Consider the following 17,214-nt stretch of genomic DNA (forward strand, 5'->3'; position numbering starts at 1 on the left):
GATCGGCCAGAATAACATGTGTGGCATAGCCGGAATTCTGCACCGCGACGGGCGGCCCGCTTCAATCACCACGTTGACGGCAATGACCGATATCATTGCTCATCGCGGGCCGGACGGCGAGGGCCACTACTGCAACGGTCCCGTTGGGCTCGGTCATCGCCGGCTGTCGATCATTGATCTGACCGACGCCGCGCGGCAGCCGATGGAGATGCGCGACGGCCGATTTGTGCTGACCTACAATGGGGAGATCTACAACTTCAAGGAATTGAAGGTCGAGCTTTCGGCCAGGGGCCACGTCTTTAACTCCTCCGGCGACAGCGAGGTGCTGCTGCACGCCTTCGCCGAGTGGGGCCTTGGTGCGCTTCTCAAGTTCAACGGCATGTTCGCCTTTGCGATCTGGGACAATCACGAGCGGAAGCTCACCTTGGCCCGGGATCGCTTCGGCGTGAAGCCGCTCTACTATGCCGAACTTGGGCAGACATTCGTCTTCGCCTCCGAGCACAAGGCTTTTCGGGCATTTTCGGAGTACAAGCCGCGCGTCGACATCAGAGGGCTGTCGGAGTATCTCAGCTTTCAGAACTTCTTCGCTGAGCGGACACTGTTTGCCGGCGTGAAGCTGTTGCCGGCGGGCTGCTATCTGCAGATTTCGCCGGACAGCAGGGCCGTCGAGCCGGTGCAGTACTGGGATTTTCATTTCGAGGAGCCCGAGTACGCCGTTGATGAGAATGAGGCGACCGACGAGCTCGATCGCCTGTTCAGGCAGGCGGTCAACCGGCAGCTCGTGAGCGACGTCGAGGTCGGATGCTATCTTTCCGGCGGCATGGATTCAGGCTCCATCACCGCGCTTGCGTCGAGCCAGCTGCCGTTCATGCGGACCTTTACGGTCGGGTTCGATCTCAACTCGGCCTCTGGCGTCGAACTCGGATACGACGAACGGACGAAGGCCGAGCATATGTCGTATTTGTTCAAGACCGAGCACTACGAGATGGTCTTGAAGGCCGGCGACATGGAGCGGGCATTGCCTCAGCTTGCATGGCATCTGGAAGAGCCTCGCGTCGGCCAGTCCTATCCGAATTTCTATGCGGCAAAGCTCGCATCCAAATTCGGCAAGGTGGTCCTGACCGGGACCGGGGGAGATGAACTCTTCGGCGGATACCCCTGGCGTTACTACCGCGCCGTCGTGAACGACGACTTCGATCATTATATCGAGAAGTACTTCGGATTCTGGCAGCGCATGGTTCCGAGCGGAACGATGCCGAAGCTACTGGGGCCGGTATGGGATGAGGCCCGGCAGACCTCGCCGATCGATATCTTTAGGGGAGTGTTCAAGGAGCACGCCTCGGAGCTGCGGCGGCCCGAGGACTACGTCAATCACTCGCTCTACTTCGAGGCCAAGACGTTCCTGAACGGGCTGCTTGTCGTCGAGGACAAGCTGGCGATGGCGCATGGACTCGAGAGCAGGGTGCCGTTTCTCGACAACGATCTCGTCGATTTCGCAATGAAGCTTCCTGCCAGGATGAAGCTCGGCAATCTGACCGAGGTCATTCGCCTCAACGAAAACGAGCCCGGAGGCAAGGCGCAACGCTATTACGAGCGCACGAAGGACGGCAAGTTGATTTTGCGGAAGATGATGAGCCGGCATATTCCCGACGAAGTGGCGGAGCGCGAGAAGCAAGGCTTCTCCGCGCCGGATGCCAGCTGGTTCAAGGGGGAGAGCATCGAGTATGTCAAACGGAGGCTCTTCAGCAACACGGCCCGCATCTACGACCTGGTCGACCGAAAGACCGTTCGTTCGTTGGTCGACGAACATCTGGAAGGACGGGAAAACAGGCGGCTGCTGATCTGGTCTTTGCTCAATCTCGAGCAGATCATGGAAAGCAGCTTTTAGGCACGCACAAATGGGAGCGCGCTGCAGATGAACGGTCTCTTCCCGGCGGCAAGATGGGTGCGGGTTGGCCTGTCGCCATACCGCAACTCTCAGGCCCTATGGACCACGATCAGCCAGATCCGGCGATATCCCGATCTCTTGCGGGAGATGGTCGATCGTGACCTGAGCGCCGCGCATGCGCGGCACGGATTTGGCGCCTTGTGGGTTTTCATTCATCCACTCGTTGTCGTCGGAACATACCTGCTCATCTTCGGCTTCGTGTTGGGCAGCAAGCTGTCGATCAGCGCAGATTTCCCCGGCGATTTCTCGGCCTACATCCTGGCAAGTCTGGTTCCGTGGCTCATGATGCAGGCTGCGCTGGTTCGCGGGCCCGGAGCCCTGATCGGGAGCGCAAGTCTCGTCAAGCAGGTTGTGTTTCCGATCGAGCTGCTTCCGATCGCGGCAACCATTGCTGCAGCGATCCCTCATTTGCCGGCGCTTGCGCTCGTCATTCTCTACAAGGCTTATGTGGGAGGCCTCAGCTGGATGCTGCTGCTGCTGCCGGTCGTGTTTGCCATTCATGCAATTCTGGCGGTCGGATTGAGCTTCGCCCTTGCTGCAGTCACTCCCTTCTTTCGCGATCTGCGCGAGATCGTTACGGTCTTCACCTCGATCGCGATGTATCTGATGCCGACGGTGTACCTGCCCGACTGGATGCCGCGTGCCCTTCGTCCATTGATCTATTCGAATCCCTTCAGTTACCTCGTCTGGGTCTACCAGGATGTTCTGTTCTTCGGTTCGTTCAAGCATCCGTACGCCTGGGCGGTTACCCTCGTGTTCGCGCTGCTAAGTCTGGGGCTCGGATACCGCATGTTTGAAAAGCTGAAACCGTACTATGGCAATGCTCTCTGACAATCGAGACGCCGGCGAACTGATCCCGCTTGCCGGGTCATTGGAGCCGCAGTGCGCCATTCGCGTCACCAATTTGGGAAAGGCCTATCGGCTCTATCAGCAGCCGCTGGATTTCCTGAAGGAGATCATCACTGGAAAGCCTCGGCACCACGAGCATTGGGCAATCCAGAATGTTTCCTTTGAAGTGCTGCGCGGGCGTGTGGTCGGCATTATCGGGCCGAACGGCGCGGGAAAAAGTACCCTCCTGAAGATCATTGCCGGACTGCTGGATGCCACAACCGGGCGAGTTGAAGTGGCCGGAAAGCTGTCCGCGATCCTGGAATTGGGGACCGGATTTCATCCGGATGTGACGGGTCGCGACAACATCGTCCTGGGCGGCATGTGCCTGGGTATGACGAGAGCGGAAATCGAGGCGAAGGTTCCCTGGATCATCGATTTCAGCGAGCTTGCCGAGGTGATCGATCAGCCGTTCCGGACCTACTCAAGCGGCATGCAGGCGCGACTCACCTTCGCCACGGCGATCAGCGTCGATCCGGAGTTATTCATCGTCGACGAGGCTCTCGCTGCCGGCGATACCGCCTTCGTCAACAAGTGCATGAAGCGCGTTCGTCAGATCTGCGAAAGCGGCGCCACCGTCCTGTTCGTTTCGCACTCGAGCGGGTTGATCAGTGAGCTGTGTGACGAGGCGATCTGGATCGACAAGGGGCGGGTGCTGATGCACGGAAATGCCCAGCGCGTCAGCAAGGCCTATGAGCAGAGCGTCTGGGATATCGAGGAAGCGCGCAATCTCCGGGAAACCAAGAAGCTCAGCGAGTCGATTGAGAGTACGGCCGAAACCGGAAAATACGAGCTTGGCGGCGACACCCTGCAGATTACTGGCGTCGAGGTGATCGACGTCGAAGGCAAGCCGATCGGCGTTGTCAAGAACGGGCAGCCGCTTCGCATCCGGGTGTCGTGGTCGGGCTTCACCGAACACAAGCAGATCTACGCAAGCCTGCGGATCGATACCGCACGGCTTCAGGCGGTTACCGGAATTGAGGGGTACGACGGTGGCCTGTTCCTCGATGGGGACGATGGTCTGCCGGAACGCGGAAGCGTCATCTACGAGGTGCCCGAACTCGCTCTTGGCGAAGGGCAGTATTACATTTCTGCCGGTCTGTGCCGGCACATGCTGCCGAAGGGCGCGGAAGCCATCCTGCATTATGTAGAGAAGGCGGCTCAGTTCTCGGTGTCCCGCAATTCTCTGTGGCATTTCAGCTATCTGTACGATCCGAAATTCACCTGCAGTATCGAGCGAAGCGAATGACGACGATGACAGATGGTGAATGGCAGGAGAGGCTTGAGGCGTTCTTTGAGCTTCGTGCAAGGCAGATTTCGGAGAAGCCGACGCTGGATGATCTCTGCTATATCGCCGGCCGCAATCCGCGGTTGTGGGCCAACGAGAGCCTTCTCGACGATCTCAGGCTCGATATGCTCGGCCTGATGAAAGCGGGCCCGGGCTCATCGGTCCTTGAAGTCGGCTGTGCGGCCGGGTTCTTGGCGAAGGTGTTGGCCCCCAGTGTCGGCGAATACATGGGAGTTGATCTCGCCGAGGCGCCGCTTGCGGTCGCAAGGCGGCTCGGATTGAACAATGCGAGCTTCGAGAGAGCCAGCGGCGAAAGCCTCCAGTTCCCTGATCGGCGGTTCGATGCCGCCTATTGTTATGATGTATTCTCGAATTTCCCGTCGTTCGCAACGGGAGAGCCGATCATTGCGGAAATGCTCCGGGTGGTGAAGCCGCAAGGTCGGGTCCTGATCGGATCAATTCCGGACCGCGAGAAGGCGGACGAACTGCAGGCCATCGCGAAGCGGCTCACGGCGAAATTCGAGCAGGAATTTGAACCCGAAGCGGAAAGGGCCCCGTTGGGGACGATTCGGAAGTACGAGCAGAAGTCGGGCCGTGTGGCGAAGATCGCTGGCTTACTGGGATTGAGCAAGTTGTCGGCTCCGATTCCGATCGAGATCAAGCCCGAGATCATTTCCTACTATTTCGACCGCGAGGACTTTGTGGCACTGGGGCGTCGTCTCGGCGTCAACACGAGAATTGTCGATATCCACCCGCTGAATCCCTATTTCGGCACGCGCTTTAATGCAGTGTTTGAATCGCGATGAAAGTCGTCCGGTTTCGCGAAATTGATCATAGTGCCTGGGATCGTCTGGCGCTGCGATCGCCACAGGCCTGGCTCACACATCGATCGTCCTGGATCGAGATCGAGCAACGGTTCTTCGTGTCTGCGAACCTGTCGTTCGCCCTGGAAGAGAACTCGCAGCTCGTCGGCATCCAGCCCTTGTTTATTAGTGAAGGCCCTGAAATGGCGCTTAGCGAGCGATTGCTGCATTCGGGGATTCATCGCCATACCGGTCTTGCGCTCGACGCCGATATCGACGCCGGCGTAGCGAAGGCCGCGCGTCAGGCCGCGATGCAGGAGATACTCGCTATCGCCGATCTATATGACGTCGATCGCATTCAGTTGAACTGCCACAATCTCGCGCCGGGAAATCGTCATTCATCGAGGGAGGCCGTTCCGTTCTGGGTCAGCGAGTTCGGTTTCCAGCTCGGTATCGCGTTCGGACCGTCGGGAATGTTGCCTTGTCCCGGCTCCTCAACCCTGAATGCCGATCAGCTGGTTGATCTCGCCCCAACCCTTGAAGAGCTGTTCGCGGGATTGGATAACACGTGCCGTACTGCGGTCCGGAAAGCGGAGAAATCAAATCTTCAATTCGAGATATCGAGCAATGCCTCCTATCTCGAAGCCTATATGGATATTGCGCGCGCGTCGGCGACAAGAACCGGCGAGCTCCTGCCCGAACTCGAGTACTACCGAAGCATCTTCAGGTCGTTTGCGGGCGAAGGGGGGGCATACGTCGCATTGGTCAGGCAGGATACGAACCCGATTGCGGGCCTCATCCTGTTGGCAGACAAGAAAGCGGTCAATTTTCTTGCCGGCGTTTCTGTGCCGGAGGCGATGAAGCTCAGGCCCAACAATTTCCTGCACTGGAGTGCCATTAGCTGGGCAAAGCAGGCGGGATTTGACATCTACCGGTTTGGGCCATCGTTTCCGGAAGTTCCCAAGGACTGGCCGATCGCGATGGTCTCTCACTTCAAGACAATCTTCGGGTCGAGAAGTGTTCCTGTCATACAGGGCAGCTTGTTTCGACGTCCGGAGCGCTACACTTCCAATCTGCTCGCCTCTTCGAATCGTCTCAATGAGATCGCGAGCAGGCCTGCACACGCGAAGGGCGCTGGACAAGGAGGTGGCGCCTTTATCGCGCACCACCTGCAAACGTTCGGTTTCCGGCAAGCGTCGGCGATACAGGTCGGCGAACTTGTCGTGCTTTACCGTCCGTCCCATGCGGACCTGGCTACGGCAAGGAGCGTTCTCGCAGAGGGCGGCTGCGTCGTTGCGGTGCTTCCGAGCGCGCAGTTCGCCAGGGATTTCGGTGTCGAAGCGCAGCCAGGATCGATATCTTCGCCAAGTGTACTGCGCGCGCGATTGGCCGATTCGAAGCCATGGTCGCGGCTGCGCACGCTGCATTCCTACATGTGCTTTGCGGCCGATGCCGGCTCCACTACGATCGTTGAGAATGGCCAACAAGAGCCGGTCTGGCTCCATCGGCAGATGGGTGATGGAGGTTCAGTCGTCTTCATAGGAACTGATCTTGCATCCGACCTGATGCGGTATCGCCAGGGGGACCCGGCGGCAGCCTCAAAGCGGCCATCCGACCCGATGTGGGGCATTGCGGGCGAACGGCCAAACTATCTCTTTGAGGGCCAGCTTGCCGGCGAGAGCTTGCGCGAGCGGCCCGCCGACTGGTGGTGCGAGGCTCTGGCTGATGTGTTGGTTCGGCTGTGCGGGAGAAGCCGGCTGCCGATATTGCCGAACGGAGCTATGGGCGCCGTCGTTATTACCGGCGATGACGACCAAGCCGCATTGAGCCGTTACGCGCAGCAACGAGAGGCGTTGGGCGCGTTGCCGGTTACCTATTTCCTTCATCCTCTCACCAAACACACACCGCAAACGCTGAAGCAACTCAAGGCCGGGAGAAAGGTCGAGTTGGGAATTCATCCCGACGCGCTCGAACACCCCGACAGGTATGCCGAACTTTTTTTTGAGCAGGCGCGATGGTTTGAGCGCCTTACGGGAGAGCGCGCGCGTACCGTTCGGAATCATGGCTTCCTAAATGATGGCTATTGGGGACATGCATCGGCCTGGAATGCCGATGGCATAAGTGGCAGCTCGAATTTGCCAGGCCTCGACGGCGCCATCATCAATGGTTCGCTACTGCCCGCCAGAATCATGTTGGACGACAAGCTGACGGAGCATTGGAGCGTCCTCACCGCGATCGGCGACGGGATCGTATTCATCAATGATTGGGATGATCGGCAATCCGCCGATTGTATCCTGGACCTGGCTGATCGCATTCGACAGAGCGGCGTTCCCGGCGTGATCGTGGTCAATCTGCATCCCGAGAACATCGAAAAGACCCGCGGGATGCACCAAGCGGTCGTCAAACTCGTCGAGGATGGGTTTGTTCCCTGGACGATGACCGAATGCTTCGATTGGTTCGGAGCGGGCGTGGATCGGAGCCCACCGGCAGACACTTCGGGCGGCATGCGCCCCTGGGTGGCTGAAAGGGTGCGCAGACTACTCAGGGTGAATTGAATCAGAGTTTGCCGTGTCGTTGCGGAGCTGCTTTCCCTCGCCGCGCTTCGAATGTTTTAACTACGTGAGTCTGTACGATCGAGTGCTTGCTCGCTGGAGGTCACTTTGGATTATCTTTCGCGTCTGGAACACGAAACAGTTTTTATCCTGCGAGAAGCTTTTGCGCGGGTAAAGCCTATAGCGATGTTGTGGTCGATCGGAAAAGATTCCACGGCGTTACTCTGGATGATACGCAAATGCTTCTTTGGTCACGTGCCGTTCCCGATGATCCAGCTCGATACGGAAATGGAGCTGCACGAAGTCTATGAGTTCAGGGATCGGATCGCCAAGGAGTGGAATCTCGATTTCCGAGCGGAGTTATGTCCGCCTGAGTCTGAGATGGACCCGACACTCCCTCCGGCGTCCAGGGCGGCGGCTCGAAAGACGGCAGGTCTGAAAGCGCTGATCGAGCGGGAAAACTACCGCGGAATTGTTCTCGGGATTCGACGCGACGAGCAGAGCATGCGTGCGAAGGAGCGTGTGTTCAGTCCGCGAGCGAGAGATGGCGTCTGGGACTTTCGAAATCAGCCGCCGGAGTTCTGGGACATCTACAAGATGGATCTTCCAGAAGGTTGCCATCTGCGGATCCATCCGCTGCTTCATTGGACCGAGCTCGATATCTGGCGCTATACGCTGCGCGAGCGCATTCCGATCGTACCGCTCTATCTTGCCCGCGACGGCTGGCGCTATCGCTCGCTGGGAGAGAAGAATATTACGACCCCCATTCGAAGCGAAGCATCCTCGATCGAGGAGATCATCTCTGAACTCGAACAGACCCGAACGCCCGAGCGCGCGGGTCGAACCATGGACCACGACTCGGAAGACAGCTTTGAGCGCCTGAGAGCCTCGGGCTATATGTAAGAATTCAGATATCCTAGAAATGAAACAGTCTTCATATCGCGACCAGCTCAAGCTCGTGGTCGCAGGTCACGTCGATCACGGCAAATCGACTCTCATCGGACGCCTCCTCCACGAAACCGGAAGCCTGCCCGAAGGCAAGGTGGAGGAGCTGCGTAGAATAAGCGAAAAGCGGGGAATGCCGCTTGAATGGTCTTTCGTGCTGGATGCCTTCCAGGCGGAGCGCGACCAGGCGATCACAATCGACACGACCTGGATTTGGCTGCGTACGGGGCATCGAGACACGGTCATCATCGACGCGCCGGGGCATCGCGAGTTTCTCAAGAACATGATTTCCGGCGCCGCGAATGCCGATGCGGGATTGCTGGTGGTAGACGCCCTTGAGGGCGTGAAGGAACAGACGCGCCGGCACGCCTATCTCTTGAAGCTGCTCGGAATCAATCAGGTCGTCGTTGCGATCAACAAGATCGATCTGGTTGACAATCTTGAAGCGAGGTTCAAAGAGCTCGACGCCGACGTTCGCGCCTATTTGAGGGGATTGGGTATAGAGCCCACGGCGGTTGTGCCGATCTCGGCCCGGGAAGGTGATAATCTTACGGCGCTGTCGGTGCGAACCCCCTGGTACTCCGGCCCGACACTTCTGGAGACGTTCTCCTCCCTGAACGTCGAAGCTCCCGCTTCCGAACGCCCGCTGCGAATCGTCGTTCAAGACGTCTACAAGTTCGACGAACGTCGCATTATAGCGGGGAAGGTCACATCCGGAAGCGCCCAGGTCGGCGATACCCTGATGTTCTCGCCGCACGACCGGATCGCAAGGATCGCACGTATCGAACCGCTCGATCGTCTCAACCCGTCCGACCGAATTTCAGCCGGGGAATCTGTTGGGATCATTCTCGACGAGCAGATATTCGTCGAGCGGGGAAATGTAGCGAGCCATTTCGCGAATCCGCCGGTGTTGTCGAACGTGTTTCGCGGAAAGCTGTTCTGGCTGGGAGAAAAGCCGTTGCGGGCCGGCGCAACGCTGAAACTGCGGGCCGGTACGCTGGAAGCGCAGGTGACCGTTCGCGCGATCGAATCCCTGTTGGACCTCGAGACCCTGCAACTTCGTCGTGGCGACATCGTAACGCGCAACGATCTGGCTACGGTCAGATTGAGTACCTCGTCGGTCCTCCCGGTGGCGGACGGGCATGACGACAAGATGCTGGGCAGGTTCGTTCTGCTTGACGGCTTTGATACCGTGGGTGGGGGCCTCATCGATCTCGATGGGATTCCGGACCAGCGGAGCAATCCGGCTATCAAGGCTGCAAACATCAAGAAAGTCGATCTGCTGGTCGACCGCTCTGAGCGAGAGATCAGGCATGGTCATAAGGGAGCGGTCATCTGGTTCACAGGCTTGTCCGGCGCGGGGAAATCGACGCTGGCCTTGCGCGCCGAACGCGCCCTGTTCGAGGCCGGCTGGCAAACCTATGTGCTTGACGGCGACAATCTCAGGCACGGACTGAATTCTGACCTCGGGTTCTCCGCGGATGACCGGTCGGAGAACATCCGGCGCATCGGAGAAGTCGCCGCACTGTTTGCTTCGGCAGGGCTGATCGTGCTGACAGCCTTTATCTCGCCCTATCAGAGAGATCGACGCAAGGCTCGATCAGCGTCCGCAGGCTCATTTCACGAAGTCTACGTGAAGGCGTCGTTGGAAGCTTGCGAGGGCCGGGACGCGAAAGGCCTCTATCGGCGTGCCCGGGCCGGGGAAATCAAGGAATTTACCGGCGTGTCGGCGCCTTACGAGATACCGCAGGCGCCGGAGCTCGTTATCGATACGGAGCAATCAGACGTCGAGCGGTGCGTTCACGATCTGACGGAATACATCACGAGAGTGTGCACACGTTGATGCGCTCGTTCCAAGTGCGGCCGCTCGAGGAAAGGGAAGTGCCTTCCTACGACGAATTCCTGAGGCAGAACTCCTGCCTTCCACTCTACGGCATGCCGAGCTTCCTGAGATTTCTGGAGGCCACGACATCCTGCCGCACGCATGTTCTTCTAGCCTGGTCTGATGGTGCCATCGTGGGGGCGCTGCCTTACGCGGAAATTCTTCGCGAGGGGGTTGGTCGGGTCGTGAACAGCCTGCCGTGGTATGGTTCGCATGGTTCAGTCATCCTGAGGCGCCTGGGTCTTGCTTCAGAAGATGCCGATGCGGTCAGGCGCACCCTCTTGTCGGATTTCGTCGCCGTGGCCGACGGAGACGACTTGCTTTCAGCCACGATGATCTTGTTGCCGGACGAAGAGGCTCATATCGCCTCATACGACGCGGTTCTCAAGCCGATTGAGAAGGACGCTCGTATCGGCCAGATAACAGAATTGCCTCCAGCCGATCAGGCGGCATATGGACTTGAATTGGTATTCAAGCAGAAGACCCGTAACCTGGTCCGCAAGTCGCTCAAGCAGGGATTTTCGGAACAGGTCACGGATGACGACTGGGCTTGGAAGTTTCTGGCTGAGACCCACGCGGAAAACATGGCAGCGATCGGCGGCAAACCAAAACCTGAAAGCCATTTTCGCGCTATGCGGGAAACACTTTCGCCGCGCATGCGACGTCTCTCGGTCTGCATCAGCGATGGCACGCCTACAGCGGCTTTGTTGTTGCTGCTGTCCGGCGATACTTGTGAATACATCACACCCGTTATCGCAAAGGAGTTTCGCCCCAGGCAGCCGCTGACGTTCCTCATCTGGATGGCCATGCTCGACGTGATCAAGTCTGGATATCGCCGCTGGAATTGGGGAGGTACCTGGAGTGACCAAGACAATCTGCATCATTTCAAGGCCGGCTTCGGAGCGCTTGATTTTCCGTACAGCTATCTGGTCAGGGCGCCACACAAGGGCGTCGCGAAGCTCAAACAGCTTAAATCCGAGCTTGGAACATTGTTTCCGAATTTTTATGTTTATCCGTACTCGAAGCTCTAGAAGGCATCGATAGCAATGCTCGAGGCGAAAAGGTCGGGACTCGGACGCTGGGGCGGGACATGGCGTGGCCGGCCTAACCGACATCAGCTCGCAGTCCTCTCGCCGATTTCCGCTCTTGTCCGCATGCGGAGCTTCAGTTGATCCCGCACAGCAAGCCGTGGATCGACGCGGCTGACATTGCCGCCGTTGTGGCGTGTCTGGAGTCGGGTCAGATCGCCGAGGGAGCGCAGTCTGCCAGACTGGAAGAAGCGCTAGCTGCTCGTCTGAACTCGCCGCGCGCGATTGTCGTCGGCTCCGGTTCGCAAGCGCTGTTGCTGGCTCTTCGGGGAGTGGGGGCCGCTACCGGAAGCGAGGTCATCCTTCCGACTTATGTTTGCCCTGAGGTTCTGGCGGTGGTCGAGGATCTCGGAGCGGTTCCGGTACTCGTCGACATAGACGAGGATTATCTGGTCGATTTTGATCAGGTTGCCCAGGCCTGTACCGCGCGGACGGGGGCAATCATCTTGCCATATCTCTTCGGAACGCCGATCGAGCTCGATCGGCTCCGAACGCTCGGAATTCCGCTGATCGCTGATTGGGCGCAATATCTCCCCTCGCGGCAATCGCAACCGTGCTGTGCCGACGTCAAGATACTGTCGTTTCAGGCAACGAAGGTGCTCGCTGCTGGCGAGGGCGGTGCTGTGCTGGCTGAGGAACCTTTGGCGGAGAGGATTGCCCGCCTAAAGACGGTTGACGGCAGCGAGCATAGAAAGAACTTGTATCCGCTCTCGGACCTGCAGGCTGCCCTTGCTCGATCGCAGCTTGACCGGCTTGATATCATCTTGAAGCGCAGAAAAGAGATCGCTGACTACTACTTTGCCGAGTTGCGAACGCTCGACTCCATTCGCCTCCCGGACTCGCTGAAAGATAAAAGCACCTTTTACCGGTATCCGGTCGTCTTGAACGAATCCACAGAAGTAGACCAGCTCATCGAGCAGTTTGGTCGTCATGAGGTAGCGGTAAGACGCCCTGTCGATACCATGCTTCATCAGTTCCGGCCGACCAGCAGGACATTTCCCGTGGCTGAAGGGCTCTTCGCCACGACTATATCGTTGCCGATATATCCCGCGATGTCCGATGAGGACGTTGAAACGGTCGTTTCGGTCTCGAGGAGAATACTAGGATGATGTCGCAGGATTTGCCTCGTCACTTGGCCGGTCTGACGAGCCTCGTCGGCAAGGATATCGACCAGGAAAGGCTGCTGTCAGAGGTCAACAGCTTGGTCGCGCCACTCCAACGTGAGTTGGAGGCAACGAGTGCGGAGAGCCAACAGCCGATTGTCTTCATTCTGGGGCCGCCGAGATCGGCGACGACGCTCGTCAGCCAGCTCCTGCAGGTGACCGGCGCCTTTTCCGTGATCACCAATTTGGCCGCGAAGTTCTGGATGGCACCCGCCTTTGGACTCATGCTTTCCTCGGCATTGACTCCCAAGGACGAAGACAAGACTCATAGCTTTCGATCGACGCGCGGAGGCACGCAGGGGTTATGGGAGCCGCATGAATTCGGCTATTTCTGGTCCCGCTGGTTTGATCTCGGCCAGGAGACTCACTTTCTCGATGCTGACGCCCGGCGCCGGCTCGACACAAAGGGCCTGATTGAAGCGGTGCGCTCTATGCAGGCTGCTACGAACAGGCCTCTGGTCTTCAAGAACAACACATGGTTTTCCTTTCAAGCCGATCTGCTCGCCGACCTGTTTCCGCACGCAGTTTTCGTTTCGTGTAATCGAGACGCATTTTTCGTAGCGCAGTCGCTGTGGTTCCAGCGGCTCGATTTGTTCGGCGAACCCAGTGGCTGGTGGTCCGTCAAGCCTCCCGACTATGGGGAGATCGTAAGGCTTCCGCCGCTTGAGCAGGTTGCCAGGCAGGCAGTCTCCATCGAGGCTACCACGCGCGATGCGCTCCAGAAGGTTGATGCCGCCCGCGTCATCGATATTGAGTATGAGCGGGTGTCGCGCGAGCCGCGCAAGGTTGTCTCGGACATTGCCGAGCTGCTTGGCCGGAGAGGAGGAGAGGCTTTGAAAGTCGACATCGAGAAAATCCCGAACCGGTTCGAATCGACGGATCGCGTTCGCCTGAACGACGAATTAGCCAGTGAGTTGCAGGGTGCAATCGGAAGATGGAGGACGGAATTGGGTGGGAAGACAACACGCGGATAGGCTGAACTATCGCGCGTGGTTTGCATTGCTACCGATCCGGATCGCAAAATATGAACATCACAGAACCAAGCTTTGATGAAGCTGAAATCGCGCTGCTGCGCGAATGCCTTGATTCGAAATGGGTGACCCAGGGCCCATTGACCGAACGATTTGAGAAGTTGCTCGCGGAGAAGCACGAGGTGAAGCATGCGCTGGCGTGCACGTCATGCACCGCGGCGCTCCATCTGGCGACCCTGGCGTTGCAGCTCGGACCTGGGGATGAAGTGATCGTTCCGGCGTTTACCTGGGTAACGAGCGCGCATTGTGCCGAATATGTCGGTGCGAAACCGGTTTTCGTCGATATCGATCTGTCGACCTACAATATCGATCCCGAGAAGCTGAAGGCAGCCATCACGCCGCGCACGAAAGCCATCGTTGCGGTCCACCTGTTCGGTCTCGCTGCTCCGATGGACGAGATCAAGGCCATTGCGGAACCACACGGCATCGCCGTCATCGAGGACGCTGCCTGTGCAATTGGCACGACGTATAAAGGCAAGCCCATCGGCGCGATCGGCGATATCGGCTGTTTTTCCTTTCACCCGCGCAAGGCCGTTACGACCGGAGAGGGCGGGGCGGTAACGACCAATCGCGATGATCTTGCAGCGCGCGTGCGCTCACAACGCAACCACGGCTCTACCGGCGCGCCGGATCCGTCGATCGAGCCTCACGGCCCCTGGACGATGGCGACGTTTGACAATCTCGGCTTCAACTTGCGCTTGTCCGACATCCAGGCTGCGGTCGGCGTGGCGCAAATGGGCAAGCTCGACCGGCTGCTGGCAGAACGCAGGCGTCTCGGGCGTCGCTATACAGAGTTGCTGATGGAAGTGAACTCGATCGCCAGGCCGTTGGGTGGGGATGTCGATGGGCACGCGTACCAGTCATATGTCATTCGCGTGCTCGAAGGTGGACGCGAGCGTCGCAATGCTCTGATGACGGCTCTTGCAGACAAGAAAATTCAAACCCGGCCTGGCACTCACGCGGTTCATCGCTTGGGATACTACGCCAATAAATATGCTTTGAAGCCGGAACAGTTCCCCAACGCAGCGACCGCGGAGGACACGACGATAACACTGCCGATTTTTCCGGGAATGACCGACGATGATCAGCAACAAGTCGTGAAGATTTTGCGAGCTGTCGGCTAATGGCGCTCTCGAGGCAAGAGAGAAAGGCGCTCAGAGATTCGCTCGATCAACGTACTCTACCCATTGAGACGCGGTGGGCGCTTGCCGGCCAAAGCCGCCTGCCAACGAACGAGTGGCATAGTTTTGATCGCACGCCTTGGCAGCATCCCTGGATGAAGGCAGACAACATCGGGCGCTTCGCCGCCTTTAGCAGATCGCGATTAGCTCAACTTGAGGACGCGCTGGAGGCTCACGAACGAAAGACACGGCTTTGGCGATGGTTTCGTCAGTTTCCTTTAAAATCGAATCCGAGGAAGAATCAATACGCCTTTGTTGGAAACATGGCGAATATCAACTACTTCCGGGCGACCCCTCTTAGGCGGCGAAACTTGGACGTAGATCTTGTGCTTTATCCCTACGACGATTTCGTGTTTGCGCAGCCGGCGTGGGAAGAATTTGATGGAGAGATAACCGACTTGGGAGAAGATCCGGGCGCGAGGCTTCTCCAGATGCAACTTCCAGATTGGGTGCATCGGTATCCAACCGAGGCCAATTGGGAGCCTATGCTGCTGGAATCGAAAAGGATGATCGTGACGCCGGAGCAACTTCTCCTTTGGCCCGAGTACATGCCTTATCTCTCGACGACCGCGGCGCTATCACAGTATGACGCCCTTTTGGTTTCGCAATTTCCCTACCTTGGCTTTTTTTCGGGTCGTCCGTATCTGTTTGGACAGATTGGCGGAGAGATTTGGTTCGAAGCATCGCGAAATGACACGTTTGGCATCCTAACTCGCAAGTCGATTGGCGCCTCATATGCGGTACTTGTCTCGAACCCGATCACGCTCGCGCACGCTCGCCGCTACGGCCTGCATAATCTACTTTACGTTCCATTGCCTCTCGATGAGGACGTTTACAGTCCCGGCGATGGCGCTGACATTCGATCTGAATGGCAAGGCCGTGTAGGAGGCGATTTTTTCGTTTTGACGTCGATGCGAATGGACCGTTACTGGAAGGGGGCTCAGCATGCTCTCGACGGCTTTGCCCGTTTCGCGTCGCAGGCTCCGCAAGCGAGACTGCTTGTCCTGGGTTGGGGGGATGATCTGGAGTTTGCCCAGAGCCAGTTAAAACACTTGGGCTTGCTTGATCGGGTTCTTTTTCTCCCGACCGTCGGCAAGAAAAGGCTCGTGCGGTATCTTCGCGCAGCGGATGTAGCGATCGAACAGTTCGTTCTAGGCTATTATGGTGCATCAGGGCTCGAAGCAATGGCTTGCGGAAAGCCGGTCGTCATGAGAATCGAGCGAGAGCAGTATGATGCTCTCATCGACGTCGGGGCGCCACCGGTGCTACATGCAGAGAACAGCTTGGACGTCGAAAGGCATCTTAGCGCTCTCTACGGCGATCGTGCGTTGTGCCGGCGCATTGGAGAGCAGACGCGGGACTGGTTTATCAGGGCACAATCGTCGGAAAGATGGTCTAAGGTTTACCGCTTGCTGTTGGAGGCTATGGCAGCCGGGATCCCGCTATCGTTTTCTGACTCACCGTTGCTTGAGCCGCTTTCCAAGGAAGAGCTGGAGTACCATGCAGATCAACTTGCATCGGCTCCGCCTTTTCCTCACTACGTCGACCCGTGACGGAAGCCCTCCGTTCACAGCCTACGAGAGGCGCAGGCTTTTCGACAAGCTCCTTGCACGGCGCAATGACAGCGTATCTCTTCGATGTCTACCGGGTTGAAGAATTGTCCATGTTTCGGTAGCCGAGGGCAGCCAAGGCCCTGTCCTGGAGTTGGTCTTCGAGGCGCATGGGATGGCGCTTCCGAATACAGAAGATCTCCGCGCCAGAGTATTTGGATGATGAAAGCGCTAGTGCTGATCAGATGACTTCACACGAAATTAGCGAGCTAAATAAGAGAGGTCGCGACTTTGTTGCCGCATTCCAGAAAAGAATGGGGCGACCACTTCGTATTCTTCATATCGGCAATATAGCCAACAATGCTTACAACAATGCCTGCATTCAGCGAAAGTTCGGCATCGAAGCTGACGTGCTTTGTTACAATTACTACCACATCATGGGATGTCCAGAGTGGGAGGATGCAGTGCATGAGGGGCCCTCAGCACTTGGACAGGATCATTTCAGGCCAGACTGGTGGACGACAAGCCTGAAGGGCTGGAAGCGGCCCCGCTGGTTTGTGCAAGGCCCATCCGCGCTTTGCATTGCATACCTTCGTGCCAGGAATGCCCGTTGGAGAACGACGGCATATCTGAAGTGGTTGGAACTGGAGTTGGCTGCCCTTCAGGATGCCCGTTCCGGCGACAATGAGCATACCCTCGCCAAATATGTCCCTAGGAATCTGCGGTTCCTGCTTTGGCTCAAGGGGCCCGTCCGGTCGACGCATGGGAATAGGCAACCTCTCAGCCTGTATAGAATCTGGCTCGGAACATTCGTGGCGAATGGGATACTCGGTCGGGCATGCCAGAAGGGTCGATGTGGGCCGAACTGGCTGGACCGAATCTCGGCAACTGCGTG

The 17,214-nt window shown here is 57.9% G+C and carries 12 protein-coding genes; all 12 read left to right on the forward strand.

Annotated elements, in window-relative coordinates:
* The first annotated feature begins 16 nt into the window (after positions 1 to 16).
* The 12 genes from asnB to AAFG07_RS14960 all read left to right on the forward strand — a co-directional run bounded on the left by asnB (position 17) and on the right by AAFG07_RS14960 (position 16,322).
* Entirely contained in the window at positions 17 to 1,888 is a 1,872-nt protein-coding gene (asnB, locus tag AAFG07_RS14905; RefSeq protein WP_342727936.1) for an asparagine synthase (glutamine-hydrolyzing), read from the forward strand.
* A gap of 27 nt (positions 1,889 to 1,915) precedes the next feature.
* The gene (locus AAFG07_RS14910) at positions 1,916 to 2,779 is read left to right on the forward strand and encodes an ABC transporter permease (protein WP_342727937.1); all 864 of its coding nucleotides are present in this window, start codon (positions 1,916 to 1,918) and stop codon (positions 2,777 to 2,779) included.
* Entirely contained in the window at positions 2,763 to 4,085 is a 1,323-nt protein-coding gene (locus AAFG07_RS14915) for an ABC transporter ATP-binding protein (protein ID WP_342727938.1), read from the forward strand. The genes AAFG07_RS14910 and AAFG07_RS14915 overlap by 17 nt, the downstream gene beginning before the upstream one ends.
* Positions 4,082 to 4,930, forward strand: coding sequence for a class I SAM-dependent methyltransferase (locus AAFG07_RS14920; RefSeq protein ID WP_342727939.1), 849 nt, complete (start codon positions 4,082 to 4,084; stop codon positions 4,928 to 4,930). The genes AAFG07_RS14915 and AAFG07_RS14920 overlap by 4 nt, the downstream gene beginning before the upstream one ends.
* On the forward strand, positions 4,927 to 7,482 hold the full coding sequence (locus AAFG07_RS14925; RefSeq protein WP_342727940.1) for a GNAT family N-acetyltransferase: 2,556 nt from the start codon (positions 4,927 to 4,929) through the stop codon (positions 7,480 to 7,482). The genes AAFG07_RS14920 and AAFG07_RS14925 overlap by 4 nt, the downstream gene beginning before the upstream one ends.
* 105 nt (positions 7,483 to 7,587) lie before the next feature.
* Positions 7,588 to 8,382 carry a sulfate adenylyltransferase subunit CysD gene (gene cysD, locus AAFG07_RS14930; protein WP_342727941.1) on the forward strand — a complete coding sequence of 265 codons (795 nt, stop codon included), beginning with the start codon at positions 7,588 to 7,590 and terminating at the stop codon, positions 8,380 to 8,382.
* A 19-nt stretch (positions 8,383 to 8,401) separates the two neighbouring features.
* Complete coding sequence (gene cysC / locus AAFG07_RS14935; protein ID WP_342727942.1) at positions 8,402 to 10,267, forward strand: adenylyl-sulfate kinase; 1,866 nt, start codon at positions 8,402 to 8,404, stop codon at positions 10,265 to 10,267.
* Positions 10,268 to 10,305: 38 nt separating this feature from the next.
* Positions 10,306 to 11,337 (forward strand): GNAT family N-acetyltransferase, encoded by a 1,032-nt coding sequence (locus AAFG07_RS14940; RefSeq protein WP_342727943.1) that lies wholly within the window; start codon positions 10,306 to 10,308, stop codon positions 11,335 to 11,337.
* Positions 11,338 to 11,474: 137 nt separating this feature from the next.
* The gene (locus AAFG07_RS14945; RefSeq protein WP_342727944.1) at positions 11,475 to 12,503 is read left to right on the forward strand and encodes a DegT/DnrJ/EryC1/StrS aminotransferase family protein; all 1,029 of its coding nucleotides are present in this window, start codon (positions 11,475 to 11,477) and stop codon (positions 12,501 to 12,503) included.
* Entirely contained in the window at positions 12,500 to 13,531 is a 1,032-nt protein-coding gene (locus AAFG07_RS14950) for a sulfotransferase (protein WP_342727945.1), read from the forward strand. Before AAFG07_RS14945 ends, AAFG07_RS14950 begins: the two co-directional genes overlap by 4 nt.
* Before the next feature lie 50 nt (positions 13,532 to 13,581).
* A complete protein-coding gene (locus AAFG07_RS14955) occupies positions 13,582 to 14,712 on the forward strand; it encodes a DegT/DnrJ/EryC1/StrS family aminotransferase (protein WP_342727946.1) in 1,131 nt (376 codons plus the stop codon).
* 152 nt (positions 14,713 to 14,864) lie between these two features.
* Complete coding sequence (locus AAFG07_RS14960) at positions 14,865 to 16,322, forward strand: glycosyltransferase (RefSeq protein WP_342727947.1); 1,458 nt, start codon at positions 14,865 to 14,867, stop codon at positions 16,320 to 16,322.
* The last annotated feature ends 892 nt before the right edge of the window (positions 16,323 to 17,214 follow it).

This window comes from Bradyrhizobium sp. B097, assembly GCF_038957035.1.
GTDB lineage: Bacteria > Pseudomonadota > Alphaproteobacteria > Rhizobiales > Xanthobacteraceae > Bradyrhizobium.

Bases quoted from the DNA above. Each gene is read 5' to 3' on its own strand.
- AAFG07_RS14915 (WP_342727938.1), top strand. From the start codon at position 2,763: ATGGCAATGCTCTCTGACAATCGAGACGCCGGCGAACTGATCCCGCTT.
- AAFG07_RS14925 (WP_342727940.1), top strand. From the start codon at position 4,927: ATGAAAGTCGTCCGGTTTCGCGAAATTGATCATAGTGCCTGGGATCGT.
- AAFG07_RS14950 (WP_342727945.1), top strand. From the start codon at position 12,500: ATGATGTCGCAGGATTTGCCTCGTCACTTGGCCGGTCTGACGAGCCTC.
- cysC (WP_342727942.1), top strand. From the start codon at position 8,402: ATGAAACAGTCTTCATATCGCGACCAGCTCAAGCTCGTGGTCGCAGGT.
- AAFG07_RS14910 (WP_342727937.1), top strand. From the start codon at position 1,916: ATGAACGGTCTCTTCCCGGCGGCAAGATGGGTGCGGGTTGGCCTGTCG.
- AAFG07_RS14955 (WP_342727946.1), top strand. From the start codon at position 13,582: ATGAACATCACAGAACCAAGCTTTGATGAAGCTGAAATCGCGCTGCTG.
- asnB (WP_342727936.1), top strand. From the start codon at position 17: ATGTGTGGCATAGCCGGAATTCTGCACCGCGACGGGCGGCCCGCTTCA.
- AAFG07_RS14960 (WP_342727947.1), top strand. From the start codon at position 14,865: ATGAAGGCAGACAACATCGGGCGCTTCGCCGCCTTTAGCAGATCGCGA.
- AAFG07_RS14920 (WP_342727939.1), top strand. From the start codon at position 4,082: ATGACGACGATGACAGATGGTGAATGGCAGGAGAGGCTTGAGGCGTTC.